A 21,602-nucleotide genomic window follows, 5' to 3' on the forward strand; every position below is an offset into this window, starting at 1 on the left:
GGGTGCCCACATACCGGACGGTTTTTACTGACGATCGGATAACGGCCCCGCACACGAGGCACACAGCGTGGTGCCATACCGGGTCAAACACCGGCACAGGCCGGGTAACAGGGATATACGACGAAGAGGGCCCCGGGGTGCAGAAGCACCGCGGGGCCCTCCCCGGGAGACCGGCGCGGCCGGTCAGCCGGCGTACTGGGCGAACACCTTCGTGTAGTCCCAGGGCTGCTGGGAGACACCCGAGCAGGTGTCGGCGCCGCCCCCGGTGCACGGGCGGTCGCGGTTGACCGACCAGAAGGTCAGCCGCGCAAGGTGCCGCTGCTGCGCGTACCCGAGGATGGTGCGGAAGTCCGCGACGGTGACGGTCTCGTTGTCGTCCGTGATGCCGTTCATGGACGAGATGCCGGTGTGGCGGTAGGCCTGGTCGTCCGAGTAGCCGTAGGCGCTCTTGACCGCGTTCTTCAGCCCTTCGGCCGCACTGACGGTGAGGGTGCCCATGTTCTGCCCCGCCCCACCGAAGTCGAACGGCATGATCGTCCAGCTGTCGACCGTCAGGCCCGAGGCTGAGGCCTTGCGGATGAGGCCGTCGTCGGGGCCGTTCTGACCGGTACCGAAGGTGACGTACACCTTGAGCCCGGGATTGTTGGCCTTGACCGTCTTCAACGCGTCGACCGTGCGCTGCTGGACGGTGGCGCTGGCGTACGCCTCGGCCTCGATGTCGATGTCGATCGCCTTGAGACCGTAGGCGTTGATGACCTTCTGGTACGCGCCGGCCAACTCGCCGGCACTGGAGCAGGAGCTCTCCAGCTTGTTGCCGCTCCAGCCGCCGAACGACGGGATCACGTCGCCGCCCGCGGCCCGGACGGTGTTCACCGTCTGCTGGTCCACTCCTCCGGTCAGCGGCCGGCCGCCGTCCCACTGCGGATTGCAGTAGCCGTTACTCAGGACGAAAGCGAGAGTGAACCACTTGACGCCGGTGGCGTTCATGACGGTGGTCGGGCTGGGCGGGCTGCCCCAGCCGTTGTAGAGGTACGGCGCGACGGCCATGGCACCGGCCGGGGGCGTCGGGTCTCCCCCGCCGCCGGTGGGCGCGGTCCACTTCTGGTTGGCAGCACCCGTGCAGGTCCAGATCTGGAGCCGGGTGCCGTTGGCCGAGCTGTTGCCCGTGACGTCCAGACACTTGTCCGCCTGGGGATTGACGATGTCGCGCGCCGCGGTGACGGTCCAGCGCTGGGCCGCGGAACCGTTGCACTCCCACAACTGGACCGCGGTGCCGTCCGCCGTCCCGGCCGAGGTCACGTCCAGGCACTTGCCCAGAGCCTTGACGCTTCCGTCCGACCCGACCTCCCACTGCTGGGCGCTGGTGCCGTTGCAGTCGTAGAGCTGCACCGGCGTGCCGTTGGCGCTGCTCGCCCCGGCGACGTCGAGGCACTTACCGGCGAGCCCCGTGATCTGCCCGGTCGCCGCGGCGGCGCCCAGGGCAGGCGATCCGGTGAGGCCGGCCATCAGTACCGCGGCAACCCCGGCGCCGAGCAGGCTCCGCAGGGCGGGCACCCGCCCGATGAGCCGACGGCCCATCAACTGCTTACCGTCCACTTCTGGTTGGCCGTACCGCCACAGGTCCAGATCTGCAGCCGGGTGGAGTTGGCCGAACTGTTTCCGGTGACGTCCAGGCACTTGTTCGCCTGCGGATTGACGATGTCGCGCGCGCCGCTCACGACCCAACGCTGGGCGGCCGACCCGTTGCAGTCCCACAACTGCACGACCGTACCGTCGGCGGTGCCACCCGAGGCCACATCGAGGCACTTGCCGAGCGCGCGGATCGTACCGTCCGCGTTCACGCTCCACCGCTGGGCGTTGCTGCCGTTGCAGTCGTAGAGCTGCACCGGGGTGCCGTTGGCGGTGGCCGCCGCGGCGACGTCCACGCACTTGCCGGCCAGACCGGTGATCGGCCCGCCCGTCGCGGGCTGGCTGTCACTGGTGGTGACGCGCACGTGATCGACGACGAGTTGCTGGGGGAAGGCGGTGTTGCCGTCGGGGTCGCCCGGCCAGTAGCCGCCGACGGCGAGGTTGAGGATGAGGAAGAAGGGCTTGTTGAAGGCCCAGGTGTTCGCACCGGTGTCGGCGGGCGTGCGGTGCTGGTAGACGTTGCCGTCGACGGACCAGGTCACCGAATTGGGGGCCCAGTCGATGGCGAAGGTGTGGAAGGCGTCCGCGAAGACCTGCCCGTTCGGGAGGGTGTATCCGGCTCCGATACCGGCCGAACCGGAGTAGCCGGGGCCGTGCAGGGTGCCGTGGACCACGGAGGGCTCGAAGCCGACGTTCTCCATGATGTCGATCTCGCCGGAGTTGGGCCAGCCGACCTGTCCGATGTCGTCACCGAGCATCCAGAAAGCCGGCCACATGCCTTGCCCACGCGGGATCTTCATCCGCGCCTCGACATGTCCGTACGCCTGGGTGAACTTGCCGGAGGTGTTGAGCCGGGCCGAGGTGTACTGACATGTGCCGTACCAGCACTGGTAGTTGTTCGGGTTCTCCTTGCGCGCGGTGATGACCAGATGCCCCTGGCCGTCCAGCGCGGCGTTGTTGCTGCCCGCCGTGTAGTACTGGCGCTCGTGGTTGTTGACGTTGTCGCCGGTCTCGATCTGCCACTTGCTGCCGTTGACCGCCGAGCCGGCGGCCCCGTCGAACTCGTCGGCGAACGTGGTCGCGGCAGCCGCGGCGGTGTCCGCCATCGGGGCGGTGGACGCGGATGCGGGCCCGCCGCCGCCCGCGAGGGCGGTCGTGACCAGGGCAAGGGTGAGAACCGAGAGTACGGAGTGCAGCAGGCGCCGTGTACGGCGTGGGGAGTCCATGACTCTCCCTTCCGGTGCGTGAGGGGGAGGAAGGGGTACCTGTCATGTATATGACAGTCATATGCATGACAGGTACAGGGCGCGAGCAAACGGCGTGCGAGAGCTGCGCCGACCGAGGTTGGGGTGCCGTGAGAAGTTCCGCGTGCTGGTGCGACAGGGAAGCGCTTAGTTCACTAGGTGATTTAAGAAGTGAACTAAGCGGCTGTCAAGACCTTGGTACATACCACTGACCCACCCGGCCGGGACGCGCCTCCGGAGTGCGAAAACGCCCCCGCCGACGTGTCCGCGGCCCGGCGGGCCGCGGACACGTCGGCCAAGAGTCGAAGCGGCGGCACCGGCGAACACAGCCTCGGCACGCGGGCATTCGCCGAATGCCCGCCGGTCGGCGTTGCCGCTACGACCCCCGGTGCGCTCCTGGGCCGTACGTCACTTCTGCCAGCCGACCGTCTCCGGGAGCGGGGTGTGGAAGATGGTCGCGCCGACGTTGGCGAGGCCCTTCTTCACGCCGTAGGTCGAGGGGCCACTGAACAACGGAAGGAAGGCGTACTGCTGGAGCGCCTCCTTCTCCACCTTGTTGACCGCCACGGCCTGCTCGTCGAGGTCGGCGATCTCGGTGGTGGCGCGGATCTTCTCGTCCAGGGCCGGAGTACCCGAACCGGTGATGTTGGAGTCACGGTCCGAGCAGTAGAAGTCGCACAGGTACCGGGCACCGAACGGGTCCATGGAGCGGTTGCCCGAAAGGAAGAGGTCGAAAGCGCGGTCGCTGAGGATCTTGGAGAAGTCCGCCTCGTCACCCTTCTTGATGACGAGCCGAATGCCGGCCGGCTTCAGCATCGCGGCCAGGGCACCTGCGGTGGCCTTGCCCAGCGGGTCGTCGCCGAGGAGCGTGTAGCCGACTTCGAGCTTCTTGCCGTTCTTGACGCGGATGCCGTCGTCCCCGGCCTTCCAGCCCGCCGCGTCGAGTGTCTTCTTCGCCTCGTCCGGTGCGTACGTCAGCACGGCCGAGAGGTTGTCCTCGTAGCCCTTCTGGAAGCTGTAGAGGACCGCCGAACCCGGCAGGGGCTCCGTGTAGTCGAGCCCCTGGAACTGGATCTTCGCGATCTGTGCCCGGTCGACGCTCTCCTGCACGGCCTTGCGGACGGCCTTCTCCGAGAGGACCGGCGACTTCGTGTTGAAGTAGAGGGAGTACTCGAAGGGACTGCCGCCGCTGCGGATCTCCGTGCCCTTGAGCCCCTTGACCTGCTTGAGGCTCTCCGCGTCGACGGCGGAGGTGTAGTCGAGCTGACCGTTCTTGAAGGCGTTGACCCCCGCGGTGGACTCCAGGTTGACGTAGACGCGCTGGTCGAGCCTGCCCTTCCTGCCCCACCACTTCGGGTTGCGGACGAAGGTGATGTTGCCCGAGTGCGTGTCCCACGTGCCGACCGTGTACGGCCCCGCACCCCACTCCGGGTGGGCCTTCTTCACGTACGCCGTGTTGAAGTTCCCGACAGTGGCGGCTTTGGGGTGCAGGAAGGTGGCGAACAGGGTGGACCAGGAGGCGTTGGCACCCTTGAAGGTGATGACGGCCTGCTTGGCGTCCTTGCCCTTCGCGACCGAGGTGATCTGGTCGTATCCGTCCGTGGACGATGCGGCGAAGTCCTTGTCCGAGCCGTTGTTGGCCTTCCAGGTGGCGTCGATCGCCGTCCAGTCGATCGGTGTGCCGTCGTTGAACACGGCCTTCGGGTTGATCGTCAGCGTGACCTTCTGGTTGCCGCCCTCGACGGCGACCTTCACCTCGCTGTAGTAGTCCGGGTTGTACTGCACCGCACCGGTGGGCGAGTACGTGATCGCGTCGGCGTTGTACCAGCCCCAGACCCGGGAGGCGGTCAGCGTGGCATTGACGTTGAAGGGGTTGCCCTGGTCGTCGAAGGTACCGGCCGTGGTGTAGGTGCCGCCGTCCTTGATGTTCTCGTAGGGCTGGGGGTTGTAGTCCACCGCGGCCGACGCGGCCTTGGGGACGTCGTTCTTGTCCGCGTCGGCCCCGTCGCTCCCGGAGGAGGACTGGCAGGCGGTGGCGGCGACGGAGATGGCGGCGATGAGGGCAACGGGCAGGGCCAGTCGTGCGCGCATGGCGGAGTGGTTCCTTCTGACTCGGTGAGGTGGACGGGGCGGTGGGCCGCCCGGGCCGGACCGGCGGGTGCGGACCCCGGGCGGGGCGGTCTCAGACGGCGTGGCAGGCGTACTGGTGGCCGGGCTGCCCGGCTACGTGGACCGGCGCGGGCCGTTCCGTACGACAGCGCAGGCGCACGTCCTCGCCGGCGACGCGGAAGAGGGGGCAACGGTCGACGAAGACGCAGCCCGCCGGCAGCCGGGCTGCGCTCGGCTGCTCGCCCTCCAGCACGACGCGTTCGCGGGTGCGTTCCCGCTGCGGGTCGGGGACCGGTATCGCCGACAGCAGCGCCCGGGTGTAGGGGTGCTTCGGGTCGGAGAACAGCGTCTCGGTGTCACCGGTCTCGACGATGTGCCCCAGGTACATCACCGCGATGCGGTCGGAGATGTAGCGGACCACGGCCAGGTCGTGGGCGACCACGAGGTAGGCGAGGGCGAGTTCGTGCTTGAGCCGCGCCAGCAGGTTGATCACCCCCGCCTGCACCGACACGTCCAGGGCCGAGAGCGGTTCGTCGAGCACGAGCAGCTTCGGCTCCGTGGCCAGGGCGCGCGCGATGCCGATCCGCTGCCGCTGACCGCCGGAGAGAGCAGCCGGGAACCGGTCGCTCACCGAGTCGTCCAGACCGACCAGGGTGAGCAGTTCATGGATCCGGGCACGGATCGACTCACGGTTGCGCCCGATGGCCTGCAGGGGTTCGGCGAGCAGTTGGAAGACGGGCAGCCGCGGGTCCAAGGCGCCCAACGGGTCCTGCATGACGATCTGTACGTCACGCCGCAGCTCCCGTACGCGCGCGCCGGATCCCGCGGCGCCGACATCGGTGCCGGCGATCTCGATCCGCCCGCTCTCCGGCCGCCTGAGCCTGAGGATCTCCAGCAGCGTCGTGGTCTTGCCGCTGCCCGACTCGCCCACCAGGCCGAGGGTTTCCCCCGCGCGCAGCTCGAAACTGACCCGGTTGACGGCCTGAAGCGTCCCGACCCGGCGCTTGAGGACGGCTCCCCTGGTGACGGGGAAGGTCTTGACGAGGTCCTCGACGCGGAGCACCACGTCGCCGACGGAGCGAGCCGCCCGGACGGCGGACTCGACCGGCCCGGCCTCCCCCGCCGGGTCCAGCGACCCGTCGGCGATCTCGTCCGCGCGCAGGCAGGCCACGTCCCCGTGCCCGGTGACCTCGCGCAGCCCGGGTTCGTTGCTGCGGCACGCGTCGAGGGCTACGGCGCACCGGCTCGCGAAGGGGCAGCCGGCCGGGAGGCCCACGAGGGCGGGCGGCTCCCCGGCGATCGGGACCAGGGGGCGGTGGACCCCGCTGTCCACGGTCGGCACGGCGGCGAGCAGCCGCGCGGTGTACGGCATGGCCGGCCGCCGGAACAGCTCGTCGACGCCGGCCCGCTCCACGATCCGGCCCGCGTACATGACGGCGATGTCGTCCGCATGACCGGCGACGACCCCGAGGTCGTGCGTGATGAGGACGAGTCCCGCTCCGGTCTCCTCCTGAGCCACCCGCAGGACGTCGAGGATCTGGGCCTGCACGGTGACGTCGAGGGCGGTGGTGGGTTCGTCGGCGACGAGGACGGACGGCTTGTTCGCGATCGCCATGGCGATGACGACGCGTTGGCGCATGCCGCCGGAGAACTCGTGGGGGAAGGATGTGGCCCGGGCCCGCGGGTCGGGGATGCCGACGAGGTCGAGGAGTTCGACGGCCCGCTCCCAGGCTCCCCGCTTGGTCAGGTCCTGGTGGATCCGCAGGGCGTCGGCGAGCTGCCGGCCCACGGTGAAGATCGGTGTGAGGGCCGACAGCGGGTCCTGGAAGACCATGCCGATGGCGTTGCCCCGTAGGGCGGAGAGCGCCTTGTCGCCGAGGCCGATCAGGTCCTGTCCGCCGAGCAGCACCTGGCCCCGCAGGTCGGCCGAGGCCGGGAGCAGGCCCATGATGCCCAGCGCGGTGGCCGATTTGCCCGAGCCGGACTCGCCGACGATGCCGAGGGTGCGGCCCGGCAGAAGATCGAAGCTGACGCCGCGCACCGCCTCGACGGGTCCGGCTTCGGAGGGGAAGGAGATCCGCAGGTCCCGTACCGAGAGCACGGGGGTGTCGTGTTCGCCGGGCGGTGGGGACGCGGGCAGGGTCGTCACGAGGGTCATCGTCGGCCTCCTGCCGCGCCGGTCACGGATGCGGGGTCCAGGGCGTCACGCAGCCCGTCGCCGACGAAGGTCATCGACACGGTGAGCAGGACGACCAGGCCTGCGGGGAAGGCGAACAGCCAGGGGGCGCTCGTGACGGTGCTCGCGCCGTCCGCGAGCATCGTGCCGAGGGAGACGTCCGGGGTCTGGACGCCGAACCCCAGGAAGGACAGGGCGGTTTCGCTGAGCACGGTCGCCACGACACCGAGCGTCAGGTTGACGATCAGCAGGGAGCCGAGGTTGGGAATGATGTGGCGCAGGATGATGCGCAGCGGGGCGACTCCCATGAACTCGGCCGCCGTCACGTAGTCCCGCTCCCGCAGGGAGGTCGAGACGGACCAGATCACCCGCGCGGTGGGCATCCAGCCGAACAGCGTCAGCACGACGATGAGGATCCGCCAGTCGCCGGCGAGCCGGTTGGAGACCAGGGCGAGGATGAGGAACGAGGGGACGATCAGCAGGAAGTGGATGACGGCGAGCGTCGCCTTCTCCACCCGGCCGCCGAAGTACGCGGCGCCGGAACCGATGACGGCGGCGGTGACGACGGTCAGTACGGAGACACTCACGGCGATCGCCAGGGAGCGCCGGAGCCCGTGGACGGCGGAGGCGTAGATGTCGTTGCCGCCCTGGTTGGTGCCGAACCAGTGGGTGGCACTCGGCGCCTGGGTGAGGGCGGCGAAGTCGGCGTCGGAGTACGCGTACGCGGCGAACAGGCCGCCGAACACGCTGAACAGCACCAGGGCCACGAAGATCACCACACCGACGACGGCGAGGCGGTTGCGCAGGAATCGCCGCAGGTAGAGGCGGGCGAGGCCGGGGTTGTGCCCCTCCTTGTGCGTGGCCGGCGTTGCTGTCGGCAGCCGGCCCGGCGCACCGGCGGTCAGCTCGGTGGCCATGTCAGTTCACCCTCACGCGCGGGTCGAGGAAGACCGTGGCGATGTCCGCGAGGATCGCGCCGATCGCGGTCAGGGCGGCGGCGAAAGCGGCTGTCGCGACCGTTCCGTGCACGTCGTTCTTGCCGATGGTCTGGATGAAGTAGCGGCCCATGCCGTTCCAGCCGAAGATCGTCTCGGTGATGATGGCTCCGGTGAAGAGGGCCGGGACGCTGAACGCAACGGAGGTCGCCGTCGGGATGAGCGCGGCCCGCAGTGCGTGCCTGCGGATGGCCTGTGTCCGGGTGAGTCCGGTGGCCCGGGCGGTGCGCACGAAGTCGGCGTTGATGGTGTCGAGCAGGAGCGAGCGCTGCGTCAGGTGGTAGCCGACGTACCCCATCAGGGTCAGCGTCAGGGTCGGCAGGATCAGGTGCAGCAAACGATCGCCGATGGTCGGGAGCAGCCCTTCGACGTTCGGTGAGTTCTCGCCGGCGACGTAGAGGAAGTGCATCCCGGTGTGCTGGTTCAGCCAGATGGCGACGAAGACCACGGCGAGTGCGGCGACGGACGTCGGGACGTTGAACACGGCGATGGACACGGCCTGCGACACCCGGTCGGCCCAGCCGTACTGCCGCGACGCCGTGTACACCCCCAGCGTGACGCCGATCACGACCGAGAGGATGGTCGCGATGACGACCAACTCCGCGCTGACGAGGGACCGGTAGCCGATCTCGCCGTTGACGGAGACGCCGGTGGGAGACTTCCCCCAGTCGAAGTGGACGACCACCGAGGTGAACCAGTCCCACCACCGCGTGACCACCGGCACCTGCGGGTCCAGGTTGTAGGGCGCGAGAGCCCGGTCGATCTGGGCCTCACTGCGGACCGGTCGCAGCTCCTTGAAGTTCGACCGCGGGTCCAGGAACCAACTGGCCAGGAAGTAGGTCGCGTTGGTGGCGACCAGGATCATCAGGAGCCAACCCGTCGCCTTGCGCGTCACATAGCGCAGCACGGGTGGCACCTCCCCGCCGCACGCAGGAGGTGCGCTGTGGGGGCGCTTGGTCTGAGGGACGTATGCATGCGCGGTGGAGCTTTCTGGGGGTACGGAACGTAAGCACAGACGTGCGAGCGTCAGTCTGTTCCGCCCGCCGGTGACCCCACCAGGTCCTGGGCCGTCCCGCCACGACGTCGCAATGCCGCTGTAGCAAACGGCCGGGACAGATCATGGTTTATGCAGAGATGCTTGCCCCGGAGGAGCGGAGTACATCGGGGTGCCGGCGATGGACTAAAAGGCACGACGGCGGCGTTATGCCTGGTCGGAGCCGATTCGTAGGCATGAGTGCAGGGCGGAACTGGAGGCAGGGCTGTGCACGGTGAATACAAGGTCCCCGGCGGCAAACTGGTCGTGGTGGACCTGGACGTCCGGGGCGGGGCGCTGCGCGACGTACGGGTGGCGGGTGACTTCTTCCTGGAACCGGATGAGGCGATCCTCGCGATCGACGCGGCGCTGGAGGGCGCCCCCGCCACCACGGACACCGCAGGCCTGGCCGCGCGGATCGACGCGGCCCTTCCCGAATCGACGGTGATGCTCGGCCTCACGTCGGAGGGGGTCGCCGTCGCCGTACGCCGTGCGCTTGCGCACGCCACGGAGTGGAGCGACTACGACTGGCAGCTCATCCACGACGCCCCGCAGTCGCCCGCGCTCCACATGGCTCTCGACGAGGTGATCACGGCCGAGGTCGCCGCGGGCCGGCGCCCGCCGACGCTGCGGGTGTGGGAGTGGGACTCCCCCGCGGTGATCATCGGCAGCTTCCAGTCCCTGCGCAACGAGGTCGACCCCGCGGGCGTCGATCGCCACGGTGTCACGGTCGTCCGGCGTGTCTCCGGAGGCGGCGCCATGTTCGCGGAGCCGAGCAGCACCATCACCTACTCGCTGGCAGTGCCCCAGTCCCTCGTCTCCGGTCTCTCCTTCGCCGACAGCTACGCCTATCTCGACGACTGGGTGCTCGAAGCGCTCGGTGACATGGGCATCAAGGCCTGGTACCAGCCGCTCAACGACATCGCGACGGAGGTCGGGAAGATCGCGGGGGCGGCGCAGAAGCGTGTCGTGGGGCCGGACGGAGGGCCCGGCGCGGTGCTGCACCACGTGACGATGTCGTACGACATCGATGCCGACAAGATGCTCGACGTCCTGCGCATCGGCAAGGAGAAGATGTCCGACAAGGGCACGAAGAGCGCCAAGAAGCGCGTCGACCCCTTGCGCCGGCAGACGGGCCTCCCCCGTCAGGCCGTCATCGAGCGGATGATCGAGTCGTTCCGCAAGCGCCACGGGCTGTCGCAGGGCCACGTGAGCCCCGTGGAACTGGCCAGGGCCGAGGAGCTCGTGCGCACCAAGTTCGGCACGGCGGGGTGGACGGCGCGAGTGCCGTAGCGGCGCTGCGCGACATCACCGCTCGCGCGGGGTGACGAGCCCGGACTCGTAGGCGAAGACGACGAGTTGAGCGCGATCGCGGGCTCCGAGCTTGGTCATGGCGCGACTGATGTGCGTCTTGGCGGTGAACGGGCTGATGACCATGTGCGCGGCGATCTCCTCGTTCGTCAGGCCACGGGCCGCCAGCGCGCTGACCTCCCGCTCCCGGCGGGTCAGCGTCTCGAAGCCCGGCGCGGTCGTCCTGTCGGGCGGCCGGGCGACGAATTCGCCGATCAGCCGGCGCGTGATGGCGGGCGAGAGCAGGGCGTCACCGCGGGCCGCGACGCGGATGGCCCACAGCAGTTCGGCGGGTTCGGTGTCCTTGAGCAGGAAGCCGGCCGCTCCGGCGCGCAGCGCGTCGAACACGTACTCGTCCAGGCCGTAGTTGGTCAGGATCACCACGTGTACCCCGCCCAGGAGCGGATCGGCTGCGATCGCCCGGGTGGCCTCGATGCCCGTCATCACCGGCATCTGTACGTCGATCAGGGCGATGTCGGGGATGTGCGTCCTGGCCAGCTCCACCCCCTCCCTGCCGTTGACGGCCTCGCCGACCACCTCGATGCCGTCCTCCGCGTCGAGCAGCGCCCGGAAGCCGGCCCGCATGAGGGCCTGATCGTCGACGATGAGGACCCGGAGCGGGGCGTCGGCGTCGCCACTCATCCGGCGGATCCGACGGTTTGGAGGGGGAGTTCGGCGTGTACGGAGAAGCCGCCGGCCTGGCGCGGTGCGGCGGCCAGGGTGCCGCCGAGCGCCGTGACGCGTTCCTTCATTCCGGTGAGGCCGGTTCCCGCGGTGATGGTGTCGTGCGGTCCGCACGGCCCGTGGTCGTCCACGTGCACGGTCAGTGCGTCCGACCCGTAGGCGAGTTGAACGGTGGTCGGGGCCCGGTCGGCATGCCGGGCGACATTGGTGAGGGCTTCCTGCACGATGCGGTACGCGGCGCGGTCAACGGCCACGGGCAGTGGCCGCTCCTCGCCGCTGACCGTGACCGCGAGAACGATCCCCGCGCTGCGGGCCCGTTCGGCGAGTTCACCGATCCGGTCGAGCCCGGTGCCGGGCTCGACCACGTCCGTACGCAGCACCTCCAGCGTGGCGCGCAGTTCACGCATCGCCTCGCCGCTCGCCTCCTGAATGGCGAGCAGGGCGGGCTCCACCTCCGTGCCGCGTTTGCGGGCGAGATGGACGGCGACTCCCGCCTGGAGCTTGACGATCGAGATGGAGTGGGTGAGCGAGTCGTGCAGTTCACGGGCGATCCGCAGCCGCTCCTCCCCTGCCCGGCGCAGCGCCGCCTCGTCCCGGGTGCGTTCGGCGTCGAGCGCACGTTGTTCGGTCTGGCGCAGATACGCCTGCCAGTTCTTGTCGATGAGTCCGGTGACCCCGGCGCACAGGAACCAGCCGAGCAGCAGCAGGGTCCGCTCCACGACGCTCTCGGCGGCGGGGGAGGCGGTGACCAGGACGGCGAAGTAGCCCGTGAGGAAGAGCGCACCGGCAGCGACGCCCCAGACCCGGTGTCCGCTGCGGGCGGCGGCGTGCACGGCCGCCAGCACCGGGAATGCCGCCCAGGTGCCCGGATGCGCGTGGAGCACGTAGCCGGACATGGCCAGTGTGGTGACGGCGAGCACCGTGCGAGGTGCGTGGCGGTGCTCGGCGAGAGCCAGCGAGCCGATCGCGACGAGCACCACGTCGAGCACGCCGGGCGACGACGCCGCGACGGCGGCGCCGACGACCGCCGCACCGATCGCCACCGCGAGTACCGCGTCCAGCAACCGGGTGCGGCGGCCCGCGCCCCCCGTGTCCCCCGTCATGTGCCGCACCCTAACTCGCGTACGACAGCGGTGCCATCAGCCCTGAGGACTGCCCGGGCACTACTCCCCGGGCAGTAGTGGCCGGCCGCCCCCGGCCGGTGGGGACCAGCCGCGATTGCCTTCGGCGGTACGACGACCGGGCTCCGGTCCGCGGGCGAGCATCGTCGCCATGACCGGACCTTTCCGCTACACCTCACCCGTACCTCCGAAGTCGGCGACCGGCGTGGTCGCCGATGTGTACGCCCAGATGTCCACCGACTTCGGGATCGAGCGTGCCCCGACCTTCGTCGTCCTGTCCCCGTCCCCGCCGCTCCTCACCGCGGCCTGGGCGCTGCTGCGCGAATCGCTGCTGGCCGGACAGGTGTCCCGTACGGACAAGGAGGTGGTGGCGGCCGGGGTGTCGCTCGCCAACCGCTGTCCGTTCTGCGTGGACGCGCACACCGTGCTGCTGCACGCCACCGGCGACCACCGGCTCGCGGAGACGATCGCCCGCGGCGATCAGCCCGAAGACCCCGCGCAACGCGCCCTGCTGGCGTGGGGGAAGGACATGAGTACCCCCCAGCCGTTCGCTCCCGGCGAGGCGCCCGAACACATCGGGACCGCCCTCACCTTCCACTTCATCAACCGGATCGTCTCCTCGCTGCTGACCGAGAGCATGCTGCCCTGCGGTCTCCAGCGGATCCGTGCCGTACGGAGTGCGGCCGGCCGCTCCCTGGCCAGGACCGTGCGCCGCGAGCTGGTGACGGGGCTGAGTCTGCCGTTGCTCGAAACGGAGGGCGAGGCGCCCGCCTGGGCGGCGGGTACGGCCGTCGGTACCGCGTTCGGCGCCCTGCGTACCGCTGCGGAGCTGGGCGCCGGGCTCCTGAGCGACGAGGACGCGGCGCTCGTGAGGGAGTCGGTGGCGGCCTGGGACGGTGTCACCCCGCTCCCCCTGCACGGAACGGACCTGCCGGACCGGGCCGAGCGCCCGGGCGCCCGGCTGGCGCTGCTCGCGGCTCGTGCCCCGTACCGGATCACGGACGAGGACGTGGCCGCCTGGCTGGCGCCGCCGTTCACCGATCACTGCCTGGTCCACCTGATCGCGTTCGGTGCCATCTGCGCCGTCGGGCGCGTCGAGGCCACGCTCACCATGGGAACGAAGGAGCACGCATGACAGTCGCCGAAGCCTGGAACGGACCGCTCGGGCAGCACTGGGCCGCCCACCCCGACCGCTACAACGCCATGCTGGACGGGTTCGACACCGCGCTGCTCGACGCGGCGGCGATCGCCGACGCCGACCGGGTGGTGGACATCGGCTGCGGCAGCGGGCTCACGACGCGGATGGTCGCGCGGCGGGCGCCGGCCGGCCGGGTCACGGGTGTCGACATCTCGGAGCCGCTCGTGGAGCGGGCCCGCGAACTCACCGATGAAGACCGGTTCCCGCACGTCACCTACCGGTTGGCCGATGCGCAGACCTGCGCGTTCGAGCCCGGGGCATACGACCTGGCCATCAGCCGGGGCGGGGTGATGTTCTTCGCCGACCCTGTCGCCGCGTTCACCAACATCGCAGGGGCGCTGCGGGCGGGCGGCCGGCTGGTGTTCCTGTGCCCGCAGCCCGCGCAACCGGACGGCGAGGAGCGCAAGGCACTGGGCCTGCTGGCCTCGCTCCTGGGCCGGGACCACACCACCGAGAACGCGGTGGCCACGGCGATGGCGTCGCTCTCCGAACCCGAGCGCATCCACCAGGTCCTGGGTGCGGCCGGTTTCGCGGACATCGCGGTGACCGGCGTGAGCGCCGACACCTGCTGGGGGAAGGACGCCGGGGACGCGGTCGAGTTCTTCGTCTCACGCGCCCCCGGTCTCACCGTCTCCGATGCCACGCGAACGGCGATGACCACCACCCTGCTGCCGTACGAGACACCGCGCGGGGTGATGCTGCGGGCGGGCGTGTGGGTGGTGACCGCACACACGCCCTGAGGGCGGGCAGCCCTCAGGATGCGGGCGGCGGTCGGTGTTCGTACCAGCGCCGGTCGGCCTCCAGTTGGGCGGCCAGTGAAATGAGCAGCTCCTCGCTGCGGGAGGGGCCGAGCAGTTGGGCCCCGACGGGGAGGCCGCCGGGGGTGAAGCCCGCGGGAACGTTGATTCCGGGCCAGCCCAGAACGTTCCACGGCCAGGCGTACGGGCAGGCCTCCGTGATCGCGACATCGGTGCGCCAGGCACTCAGCCCGTCGAACCTGCCGATACGGGGAGGCGGCAGGGCGGTCGTCGGGGTGAGCAGCACGTCGAAGCCCGATCCGGCCCTGCCGCGGGCGGGGTGGAACAGCGCGCCGATCCTTCGGTGCTGGCGCACCTCCCGCTCCCGTGCCGCCCGCACCACCCTGCCTCCGAGGCGGGTTCCGGTGCGCAGGGCGCTGCGGGTGCGGGGGTCCAGGAGCATGGGCTCGGGGTGTCGGGCGGCGAGTTCGGCGATGCCGGCGGTGGCCCGGGGCACGAAGCCGAGGCCGATCAGCCCGTAGCGGGGCCGGGCCTCCTGCACGTCGTGGCCGAGCCGGGCCAGCGCCTCGGCGAGTTCGGTGACCGCACGGCGCACGTCGGGGTGGGGGGCCGACCCGGTGAGGGTGAGCGGAGGGCGCCAGGCGAGGGCGATGCGCAGTCGGCCCGGGTCGCGGCGGGCGGCGGCCGAGGCCTGGACGGGCGGCGGGTGGTGCGGGTCGTCGGGGTGCGCTCCCGCGACGGCATCCAGCAGGAGGGCGGCGTCGGCGACGGTCCTGGCCAGCGGGCCGTTGACGGTGAGCCCCTGGAAGGCGTCGCTGTGGGGGTGCACGGAGATCCGGCCGCGCTGCGGCTTGATGCCGACGAGATGGGTCCAGGCGGCGGGGATGCGGACGGACCCGGCTCCGTCCGAGCCGAGCGCAGCGGGGACGAGTCCGGCGGCGACGGCGGCCGCGGAACCGCCGGAGGAGCCGCCCGGGGTGTGGTCGGTGTTCCACGGATTACGGGTGACCCCGAAGGCCGATCCCTCGGTGAACGGCCACTGGCCCAGTTCGCAGGAGTTGGTCTTCCCGACGATCACGGCCCCGGCCGCGCGCAGCCTGCGTACGGACTCGCTGTCGGCGGTCGCGACGGGCAGCTCCCCCGCGCAGCCGAAGTGGGTGGGCAGCCCGGCGACGTCGGTGTCGTCCTTGACGGCGACGGGCACCCCGAGCAGCGGCAGCCGCTCGCCCGCGTCGAGCCGGCGGTCGGCTTCGGCGGCCTCGGCGAGGGCGGCGGTCGCGCGCAGGTGCCGGAAGGCGTTGAGGGTGCCCTGGCTCGCCTCGATCCGGGCGAGGGCCCCGGAGACCAGCCGGGTGGCGGTGGTGCGGCCCTCCGCGAGGGCGCGTGCGCTGTCCGCCAGACCGGCCGGGGCGTCGACGTCCGTTCCGGTGGATTCCACTGAGGACATGGGCTGCCCGCCTCCTCGTACCGTCAGGTGCGCGCACCTGCCCGACCGAACGAACTTACTGGAGAGTAACGAGTTGGGACCGATCCCGGCAACCGTTCGCCCCCGGCCGCGTGGTGCCGCCCCCGCGGGAGCGGCACCACGCGGGGCAGGCAGGGCCTACGGCTGAACGGTGATCTCACCGATTCCGGTACCGAGCCCGGCGCAGTGGGCCGTCGACTGACCGGACTGACCGGGGTTCAGCGTGACGTGCTCACCGTCGACGTCCGGGGACCAGCCGCAGACCAGGTGCACCCAGAAGGTCTGCGCCGTGCCCCCGTTGTTGCGGCACAGCGCGTAGCCGGTGTAGTCGTCGACGGCGTGCTTGCCCGTGTCGCAGGACAGTCCCGGAGGTGTCTTCGCCGGGGCAGCGGCCGAGGCCGCCGTGGCCAGGCCGGTGGACACCGCGAGTGCCGCGGTCAGTCCTGCGACGGCGGCGCCCCGGACAACGGCCCTGGACAGGCTCCCGATGGACTTCTTCATGTTTCCCTCTCGGTCGTGTCGAACGGTCGTGGCGAAGACGGTGCCTGGCAACCGTCCCCCCGCCCTCCTAACCGAAAACACCACAGGACGTCACGCAGCGTACGCATCCGAGGTGTGGCGGAGGCACGCCGGGCGGCCACTCCTCCCCCGGCGTACGCTCGAATGATCGAACCGCAGTTCCGGGCAGTCCCGCCACGACCCTTCGAGGAGGCGACGTGACCGGTCCACGCCTCGCCACACGCCCCGCCGCATGGACTGCGGCGATCGTTCTCTCCGTCACCGGCAGCGGCCTCGTCGTCGGGGGCGGCACGGCCCACGCGGAGGACATCGACCACCTCACCGCACAGCAGATCGCCGACCGCTCCCGCGACGCGCTGCTCAGCGCCCAGTCCCTGCACCTGAGCACGAGGGGGGACCTCGGCAAGGGCAGCACGCCCATGTCCCTGGAGCTCACCGTGGACCGGGACGGCAACTGCAACGGTTCGGTGGACCTCGGCAACAGCCAGGGCTCGGCCCTGATCGTGAAGCGGGGCGACGACATCTGGATCAAGCCCGACGCGGACTTCTGGAAGAACCAGGTCCCCAACGGCGGTTCGGCCTTCGCCGCGATCGTGGGCGACCGCTATATGAAGGGGTCGGCCGACGACCCCCGGCTGAGCGCCCTGACGAAGACCTGTGACCTCAACACCTTCCAGAAGCTGGTGAGCGACAACGCGAACGACGACACCGGCACGCTCAACAAGGGCGCGAAGACCACGCTCGGCAAGGCGTCCGTCGTTCCGCTGACCCGGATGCGGGACGGCACCACGCTGACGCTGGACGTGGCGGCCACCGGCAAGCCGTATCCGCTGCGGCTCACCATCGAGGGCAACGGCGCGGACGCGGCCGTCGGGTTCTCCGCCTTCGACGAACCCGTGCCCAGGACCACGCCCTCGCCGGCCGACTCGTTCGACGTCAGCGCGCTGCTGGGCCGGTCGACGAGCCCGGTGTGAGGCGCTCGCGTCCGGTGAGCACCACGTACAGCACCAGCGAGGAGGCCAGACCGACCGCCCAGCCGTAGTCGGCGAGGGGTTTCAGGAACGGGACCAGGCCGTCCGCCGGGAACGGCCCCTTCCCGGGCTCCGAGTGCGAGCCGCCGATCGCCAGGACACCGCCGACGGCGAAGGCGGCGACGGCACGCCAGTTCCAGCCGTTCGTGTACCAGTAGCGTCCACCGGGCCGGTACAGGTCGGCGAGGTCGAGCACGGTACGCCGGACGATCCAGTAGTCGGCGATCAGGATGCCCGCCACCGTACCGAGCAGCCCGCCGACGAGTCCGAGCCAGGTGAAGATGTACAGCTCGGGCGTCTCGGTGAGCTTCCACGGCATGATCACGACGCCGACGACGCCCGTGATCAGCGCGCCCGTACGGAAGTTGACGATCTTCGGGGCGAGGTTCGCCAGGTCGTACGCGGGTGAGACCACGTTGGCCGCGATGTTCACGGAGATCGTCGCCACCAGCACCGTCACGAGCGCGTACAGCAGCCCGAAGACGTTGTCGGTGCGGGCGACCAGTTGCACCGGGTCCCAGATCGCCTCGCCGTACACGGCCTGCGAGCCTGAGGTCACCAGGACGGAGAGCAGCGCGAACAGCGTCATCGTGGTGGGCAGTCCGAGCGACTGGCCGCGGATCTGGGCGCGTTGGCCGGCGCCGAAACGGGTGAAGTCGGGGATGTTCAGGGAGAGCGTGGCCCAGAAGGCGATCATGCCCATCAGGGAGGGGAAGAAGACCGGCCAGAACTCCTTGCCCCAGCCGAGTTTCGAGGGCTGGTCGAGCAGCGGGCCGAGGCCGCCCGCCTTGACGGCGACCCAGACCAGCAGCACCAGCGCGCCGACGATGACGAAAGGCGCCGCCCAGTTCTCGAACCGGCGCAGGGTGTCCATTCCCCGGTAGATGATGGCGAGTTCGAGGCCCCAGAAGAGTACGAAGCAGAGCCAGAGCGTCCACGGCTGCCCGCCGATCTCGTCCGCCTGCGCCCAGCCACCGAAGATCTTGCCGAGCAGCGTGAAGATGCCGACGCCACCGATCCAGGTCTGGATACCGAACCAGGCACACGCCACGGCGGCCCGGATGAGGGCGGGCAGATTGGCGCCGCGCAGCCCGAACGAGGCGCGGGCCAGCACCGGGAAGGGGATGCCGTACTTGGGCCCGGCGTGCCCGGTGAGCAGCATGGGTCCGAGGACGATCAGGTTGGCGAGCGCGATGGTGAAGACCGCCTGTTTCCAGTCCATGCCGAGGGCGACGAGGCCGGAGGCGAGGAGCCAGGACGGGATGTTGTGGGCCATGCCGACCCAGAGGGCGGCGAAGTTGTACGTGGTCCAGTTGCGCCGCTCCAGCGGGACGGGCAACAGATCCTCGTTGACGAACCGGCTGTCGTCGGGAGCGGCGCCGACGGGGAGTTCGACGCGGTCGGGGGCCGTGGGTATCCGGTCCCGGGGTGGCGGCGGTGGGGCGGTCGATGTCATGGCGGCTGGACCCTTCGCTCGGGGACGGTGCCGTGCGGGGCGGGGCGCGGGGGGGTGCGGACGACCGGAGGAACGCGGCGGTCAGCCGGTCAGTGCGGGAATGATCTCGGAGCCGTAGGCGTCGATGGTCGCCTCGCGGGCGTCGTGCATGTTGTAGACGGCGAACTGGTCGACGCCGAGGTCGCGCAGGGCTTGGAGCTTCTCGATGTGCGCCTCGGGCGGTCCGAGCAGGCAGAAGCGGTCGACGATCTCGTCGGGGACGAAGGTGGTGTCGGGATTCCCGGCGCGGCCGTGGTGGCTGTAGTCGTATCCGGAGCGTCCGGCGATGTACGCGGTCAGGGCCTCGGGGACGAGGCCGGAGTGCTCGCCGTAGCGGGAGACCAGGTCGGCGACGTGGTTGCCGACCATGCCGCCGAACCAGCGGCACTGCTCGCGGGCGTGGTCGAGGTCGTCGCCCACGTAGGCGGGCGCGGCGACGCAGATGGTCACGGAGTCCGGATCGCGTCCCGCTTCGGTGGCGGCGTCCCGTACGGCCTTGATCATCCACTCGGTGAGGAAGGGATCGGCGAGCTGGAGGATGAAGCCGTCGGCCTTCTGCCCGGCGAGCGCGAGGGCCTTGGGCCCGTACGCACCCATCCAGACCGGCAGCCGGCCGTCCTTGACCCAGGGGATCTGGACCGGTTGTCCGTCGACGAGCGCCTCGCGCCCCTCGGCGAGGTCGCGGATGGCGTCGATGGCTTCGCCGAGCCGGGCCAGGGTGTTGGGGCTGCGTCCGGCGACGCGCATCGCGGAGTCGCCGCGGCCGATGCCGCAGACCGTGCGGTTGCCGTACATGTCGTTGAGCGTGGCGAAGGTGGAGGCGGTCACCTCCCAGGTGCGGGTACCCGGGTTGGTCACCATGGGGCCGACCACGAGGCGTTCGGTGTGTTCGAGGATGCGGCTGTAGATGACGAAGGGCTCCTGCCAGAGCACCGCCGAGTCGAAGGTCCAGCCGTAGCGGAAGCCGTTGCGTTCGGCACGGCGCATCAGGCCGACGACGGCGGAGGCGGGCGGGTCCGTCTGCAGAACGAGTCCGAAGTCCATACCAGGTGCTCCTAGTCCAGGTACTGACACGTGGCGCGCGGGGTGTACATGCCGTGGCCGGCGCGGCCGGTGAACGTACGGCGGTCGATGACGACCTCACCGCGCGAGAGCACGGTCTCCACCTGTCCGGTGAGCCGCTTTCCCTCGTACGCGGAATAGTCGACGTTCATGTGGTGGGTCTCGGCGGAGATGGTCTGTTCGGCCGCCGGGTCGTAGATGACGATGTCGGCGTCGGCACCGGGCGCGATCGTGCCCTTCTTCGGGTAGAGGCCGAACATCCGGGCCGGGGAGGCGCACGCGATCTCGATCCAGCGGCGGCGCGTGATGCGGCCGTCGACGACTGCCTGGTGCAGGAGGTCCATCCGGTTCTCGACGCCCGGCATCCCGTTGGGGATCTTCGAGAAGTCGCCGCGGCCCTTCTCCTTCTGCCCGGAGAAGCAGAAGGGGCAGTGGTCGGTGGAGACGACCTGGAGCTCGTTGTTCCGCAGCCCCCGCCACAACACTTCCTGATGCTCCTTCGGCCGCAGCGGCGTGGAGCAGACGTACTTGGCGCCCTCGAAGTCCGGCTCGGCGAGGTTGTCGGTGGACAGGAAGAGGTACTGCGGGCAGGTCTCGCCGAAGACGGGCAGCCCCTTGTGCCGGGCGGCGGCGATCTCGGCGACCGCCTCGTCCGCGGAGACGTGCACGACGTACAGCGGGGAGCCGGCGACGCGGGCGAGCTGGATGGCGCGGTGCGTGGCCTCGGCTTCCAGCGCCACCTTCCGTACGTCCCCGTGGTAACGGGGGTCGGTGCGGCCGGCGGCGAGGGCCTGCTCGACCAGGACGTCGATGGCGATGCCGTTCTCCGCATGCATCATGATCAGGCCGCCGTTGGACTCGGCCCGCTGCATGGCACGCAGGATCTGCCCGTCGTCGCTGTAGAAGACGCCGGGGTAGGCCATGAACAGCTTGAAGGAGGTGATGCCCTCCGCGACCAGCAGGTCCATCTCCTTGAGCGACGACTCGTTCACATCCGCGAGGATCATGTGGAACGCGTAGTCGATGGCGCAGTTGCCGTCCGCCTTGGCGTACCAGGCGTCGAGGCCCTCACGCAGGGAGCGCCCCACGGACTGGATCGCGAAGTCGACGATCGTGGTGGTGCCGCCCCAGGCAGCGGCGCGGGTGCCGGTCTCGAAGGTGTCCGCCGCATAGGTGCCGCCGAACGGCATCTCCATGTGGGTGTGCGCGTCGACACCGCCCGGGATGACGTACTTCCCGGTGGCGTCGATGGTCCGGTCCGCGGTCCAGCCCGCTGCCGCGTCGGTGCCGTGCGCGGCGAGTGCCGCGATGCGGCCGCCTTCGACGAGTACGTCGGCGTGAATCTCGTCGGACGCGGTGACGACGAGGCCGCCGTGGATGACGGTGCGGCTCATGTACCCCTCCTCACTGTGGCGGAATGGGTCTACGCACGTAGACAAGGTGCGTGGTGAAGAACGTAGGAGTGGGTTACCCACTGTGGCAATACCGCTGCCGCTAACCGCTGAAGACGTTTCTGTTTCACGCGTCCGGCACTCGACCGGCCCATCGCGCGGGAGTTCACACCGTCCGGGTGGGGCACGGCCCGCGTGTGTCGTACACGCGGCCCGTACGGGCGAGGCGGCAGGCCGGGCGGGGGAACTCGCGGACCGGGGCGCCACGGTCCGGCCGGGGCCTCGGGCGGCCCCTCCGGGGATGTCCCGTGATCCCCGGAGGGCGCACGACGACAGCAGCGG

Annotated in this window: 17 protein-coding genes; 4 read left to right on the plus strand and 13 right to left on the minus strand. The window is 70.3% G+C overall.

Annotated features, from left to right (window positions below; genetic code table 11):
• Positions 1–183: 183 nt before the first annotated feature.
• The 6 genes from OG538_RS04690 to OG538_RS04715 all read right to left on the minus strand — a co-directional run bounded on the left by OG538_RS04690 (position 184) and on the right by OG538_RS04715 (position 9,060).
• Positions 184–1,578: a ricin-type beta-trefoil lectin domain protein gene (locus OG538_RS04690; protein WP_406090427.1), complete on the minus strand. Its 1,395-nt coding sequence runs from the start codon at positions 1,576–1,578 to the stop codon at positions 184–186.
• Positions 1,578–2,855: an RICIN domain-containing protein gene (locus OG538_RS04695; protein ID WP_406090429.1), complete on the minus strand. Its 1,278-nt coding sequence runs from the start codon at positions 2,853–2,855 to the stop codon at positions 1,578–1,580. Before OG538_RS04695 ends, OG538_RS04690 begins: the two co-directional genes overlap by 1 nt.
• A gap of 426 nt (positions 2,856–3,281) precedes the next feature.
• Complete coding sequence (locus OG538_RS04700; protein WP_406090431.1) at positions 3,282–4,964, minus strand: ABC transporter family substrate-binding protein; 1,683 nt, start codon at positions 4,962–4,964, stop codon at positions 3,282–3,284.
• A gap of 91 nt (positions 4,965–5,055) precedes the next feature.
• Positions 5,056–7,140, minus strand: a complete 2,085-nt coding sequence (locus tag OG538_RS04705) for a dipeptide ABC transporter ATP-binding protein (protein WP_406090433.1) — start codon at positions 7,138–7,140, stop codon at positions 5,056–5,058.
• Entirely contained in the window at positions 7,137–8,075 is a 939-nt protein-coding gene (locus OG538_RS04710) for an ABC transporter permease (RefSeq protein WP_406090435.1), read from the minus strand. The genes OG538_RS04705 and OG538_RS04710 overlap by 4 nt, the downstream gene beginning before the upstream one ends.
• Position 8,076: 1 nt before the next feature.
• Positions 8,077–9,060, minus strand: coding sequence for an ABC transporter permease (locus OG538_RS04715; protein ID WP_406090437.1), 984 nt, complete (start codon positions 9,058–9,060; stop codon positions 8,077–8,079).
• Between the two features lie 354 nt (positions 9,061–9,414).
• Between OG538_RS04715 and OG538_RS04720 the strand changes: the two genes are divergently transcribed.
• Entirely contained in the window at positions 9,415–10,479 is a 1,065-nt protein-coding gene (locus OG538_RS04720; protein ID WP_406090439.1) for a biotin/lipoate A/B protein ligase family protein, read from the plus strand.
• A gap of 15 nt (positions 10,480–10,494) precedes the next feature.
• Here OG538_RS04720 and OG538_RS04725 read toward each other — a convergent pair whose 3' ends face one another.
• Positions 10,495–11,178, minus strand: a complete 684-nt coding sequence (locus OG538_RS04725) for a response regulator (RefSeq protein WP_406090441.1) — start codon at positions 11,176–11,178, stop codon at positions 10,495–10,497.
• Positions 11,175–12,323, minus strand: coding sequence for a sensor histidine kinase (locus OG538_RS04730; protein WP_406090443.1), 1,149 nt, complete (start codon positions 12,321–12,323; stop codon positions 11,175–11,177). The genes OG538_RS04725 and OG538_RS04730 overlap by 4 nt, the downstream gene beginning before the upstream one ends.
• 169 nt (positions 12,324–12,492) lie before the next feature.
• Between OG538_RS04730 and OG538_RS04735 the strand changes: the two genes are divergently transcribed.
• Both OG538_RS04735 and OG538_RS04740 read left to right on the plus strand, forming a co-directional pair.
• On the plus strand, positions 12,493–13,476 hold the full coding sequence (locus tag OG538_RS04735) for a carboxymuconolactone decarboxylase family protein (RefSeq protein WP_406090445.1): 984 nt from the start codon (positions 12,493–12,495) through the stop codon (positions 13,474–13,476).
• Positions 13,473–14,279 carry a class I SAM-dependent methyltransferase gene (locus OG538_RS04740; protein WP_406090447.1) on the plus strand — a complete coding sequence of 269 codons (807 nt, stop codon included), beginning with the start codon at positions 13,473–13,475 and terminating at the stop codon, positions 14,277–14,279. Before OG538_RS04735 ends, OG538_RS04740 begins: the two co-directional genes overlap by 4 nt.
• A 13-nt stretch (positions 14,280–14,292) precedes the next feature.
• Here the strand turns inward: OG538_RS04740 and OG538_RS04745 are convergent, their stop codons facing one another.
• Together OG538_RS04745 and OG538_RS04750 are read right to left on the minus strand one after the other, a co-directional pair.
• Positions 14,293–15,744, minus strand: coding sequence for an amidase (locus tag OG538_RS04745; protein WP_406090449.1), 1,452 nt, complete (start codon positions 15,742–15,744; stop codon positions 14,293–14,295).
• A 156-nt stretch (positions 15,745–15,900) separates the two neighbouring features.
• Complete coding sequence (locus OG538_RS04750) at positions 15,901–16,263, minus strand: hypothetical protein (RefSeq protein ID WP_406090451.1); 363 nt, start codon at positions 16,261–16,263, stop codon at positions 15,901–15,903.
• 215 nt (positions 16,264–16,478) lie between these two features.
• Between OG538_RS04750 and OG538_RS04755 the strand changes: the two genes are divergently transcribed.
• Positions 16,479–17,255 carry a hypothetical protein gene (locus OG538_RS04755; RefSeq protein ID WP_406090453.1) on the plus strand — a complete coding sequence of 259 codons (777 nt, stop codon included), beginning with the start codon at positions 16,479–16,481 and terminating at the stop codon, positions 17,253–17,255.
• Here the strand turns inward: OG538_RS04755 and OG538_RS04760 are convergent.
• The 3 genes from OG538_RS04760 to hydA form a co-directional block, all read right to left on the minus strand.
• Complete coding sequence (locus tag OG538_RS04760) at positions 17,218–18,768, minus strand: NCS1 family nucleobase:cation symporter-1 (RefSeq protein ID WP_406090454.1); 1,551 nt, start codon at positions 18,766–18,768, stop codon at positions 17,218–17,220. The genes OG538_RS04755 and OG538_RS04760 overlap by 38 nt on opposite strands.
• Positions 18,769–18,849: 81 nt before the next feature.
• Entirely contained in the window at positions 18,850–19,851 is a 1,002-nt protein-coding gene (locus tag OG538_RS04765; RefSeq protein WP_406090456.1) for a TIGR03842 family LLM class F420-dependent oxidoreductase, read from the minus strand.
• Positions 19,852–19,862: 11 nt separating this feature from the next.
• Positions 19,863–21,263 carry a dihydropyrimidinase gene (gene hydA / locus OG538_RS04770; RefSeq protein ID WP_406090458.1) on the minus strand — a complete coding sequence of 467 codons (1,401 nt, stop codon included), beginning with the start codon at positions 21,261–21,263 and terminating at the stop codon, positions 19,863–19,865.
• Between the last annotated feature and the right edge of the window lie 339 nt (positions 21,264–21,602).

Origin of the sequence: Streptomyces sp. NBC_01013 (assembly GCF_045162765.1) — a bacterium.
In the GTDB taxonomy this organism is placed as follows: Bacteria; Actinomycetota; Actinomycetes; order Streptomycetales; family Streptomycetaceae; genus Streptomyces.

What these genes read in the sequence shown, in the direction of transcription:
- OG538_RS04690 (WP_406090427.1), bottom strand. Translation starts at nt 1,578, where the DNA reads ATGGGCCGTCGGCTCATCGGGCGGGTGCCCGCCCTGCGGAGCCTGCTC.
- OG538_RS04695 (WP_406090429.1), bottom strand. Translation starts at nt 2,855, where the DNA reads ATGGACTCCCCACGCCGTACACGGCGCCTGCTGCACTCCGTACTCTCG.
- OG538_RS04700 (WP_406090431.1), bottom strand. Translation starts at nt 4,964, where the DNA reads ATGCGCGCACGACTGGCCCTGCCCGTTGCCCTCATCGCCGCCATCTCC.
- OG538_RS04705 (WP_406090433.1), bottom strand. Translation starts at nt 7,140, where the DNA reads ATGACCCTCGTGACGACCCTGCCCGCGTCCCCACCGCCCGGCGAACAC.
- OG538_RS04710 (WP_406090435.1), bottom strand. Translation starts at nt 8,075, where the DNA reads ATGGCCACCGAGCTGACCGCCGGTGCGCCGGGCCGGCTGCCGACAGCA.
- OG538_RS04725 (WP_406090441.1), bottom strand. Translation starts at nt 11,178, where the DNA reads ATGAGTGGCGACGCCGACGCCCCGCTCCGGGTCCTCATCGTCGACGAT.
- OG538_RS04730 (WP_406090443.1), bottom strand. Translation starts at nt 12,323, where the DNA reads ATGACGGGGGACACGGGGGGCGCGGGCCGCCGCACCCGGTTGCTGGAC.
- OG538_RS04735 (WP_406090445.1), top strand. Translation starts at nt 12,493, where the DNA reads ATGACCGGACCTTTCCGCTACACCTCACCCGTACCTCCGAAGTCGGCG.
- OG538_RS04740 (WP_406090447.1), top strand. Translation starts at nt 13,473, where the DNA reads ATGACAGTCGCCGAAGCCTGGAACGGACCGCTCGGGCAGCACTGGGCC.
- OG538_RS04745 (WP_406090449.1), bottom strand. Translation starts at nt 15,744, where the DNA reads ATGTCCTCAGTGGAATCCACCGGAACGGACGTCGACGCCCCGGCCGGT.
- OG538_RS04750 (WP_406090451.1), bottom strand. Translation starts at nt 16,263, where the DNA reads ATGAAGAAGTCCATCGGGAGCCTGTCCAGGGCCGTTGTCCGGGGCGCC.
- OG538_RS04760 (WP_406090454.1), bottom strand. Translation starts at nt 18,768, where the DNA reads ATGACATCGACCGCCCCACCGCCGCCACCCCGGGACCGGATACCCACG.
- OG538_RS04765 (WP_406090456.1), bottom strand. Translation starts at nt 19,851, where the DNA reads ATGGACTTCGGACTCGTTCTGCAGACGGACCCGCCCGCCTCCGCCGTC.
- hydA (WP_406090458.1), bottom strand. Translation starts at nt 21,263, where the DNA reads ATGAGCCGCACCGTCATCCACGGCGGCCTCGTCGTCACCGCGTCCGAC.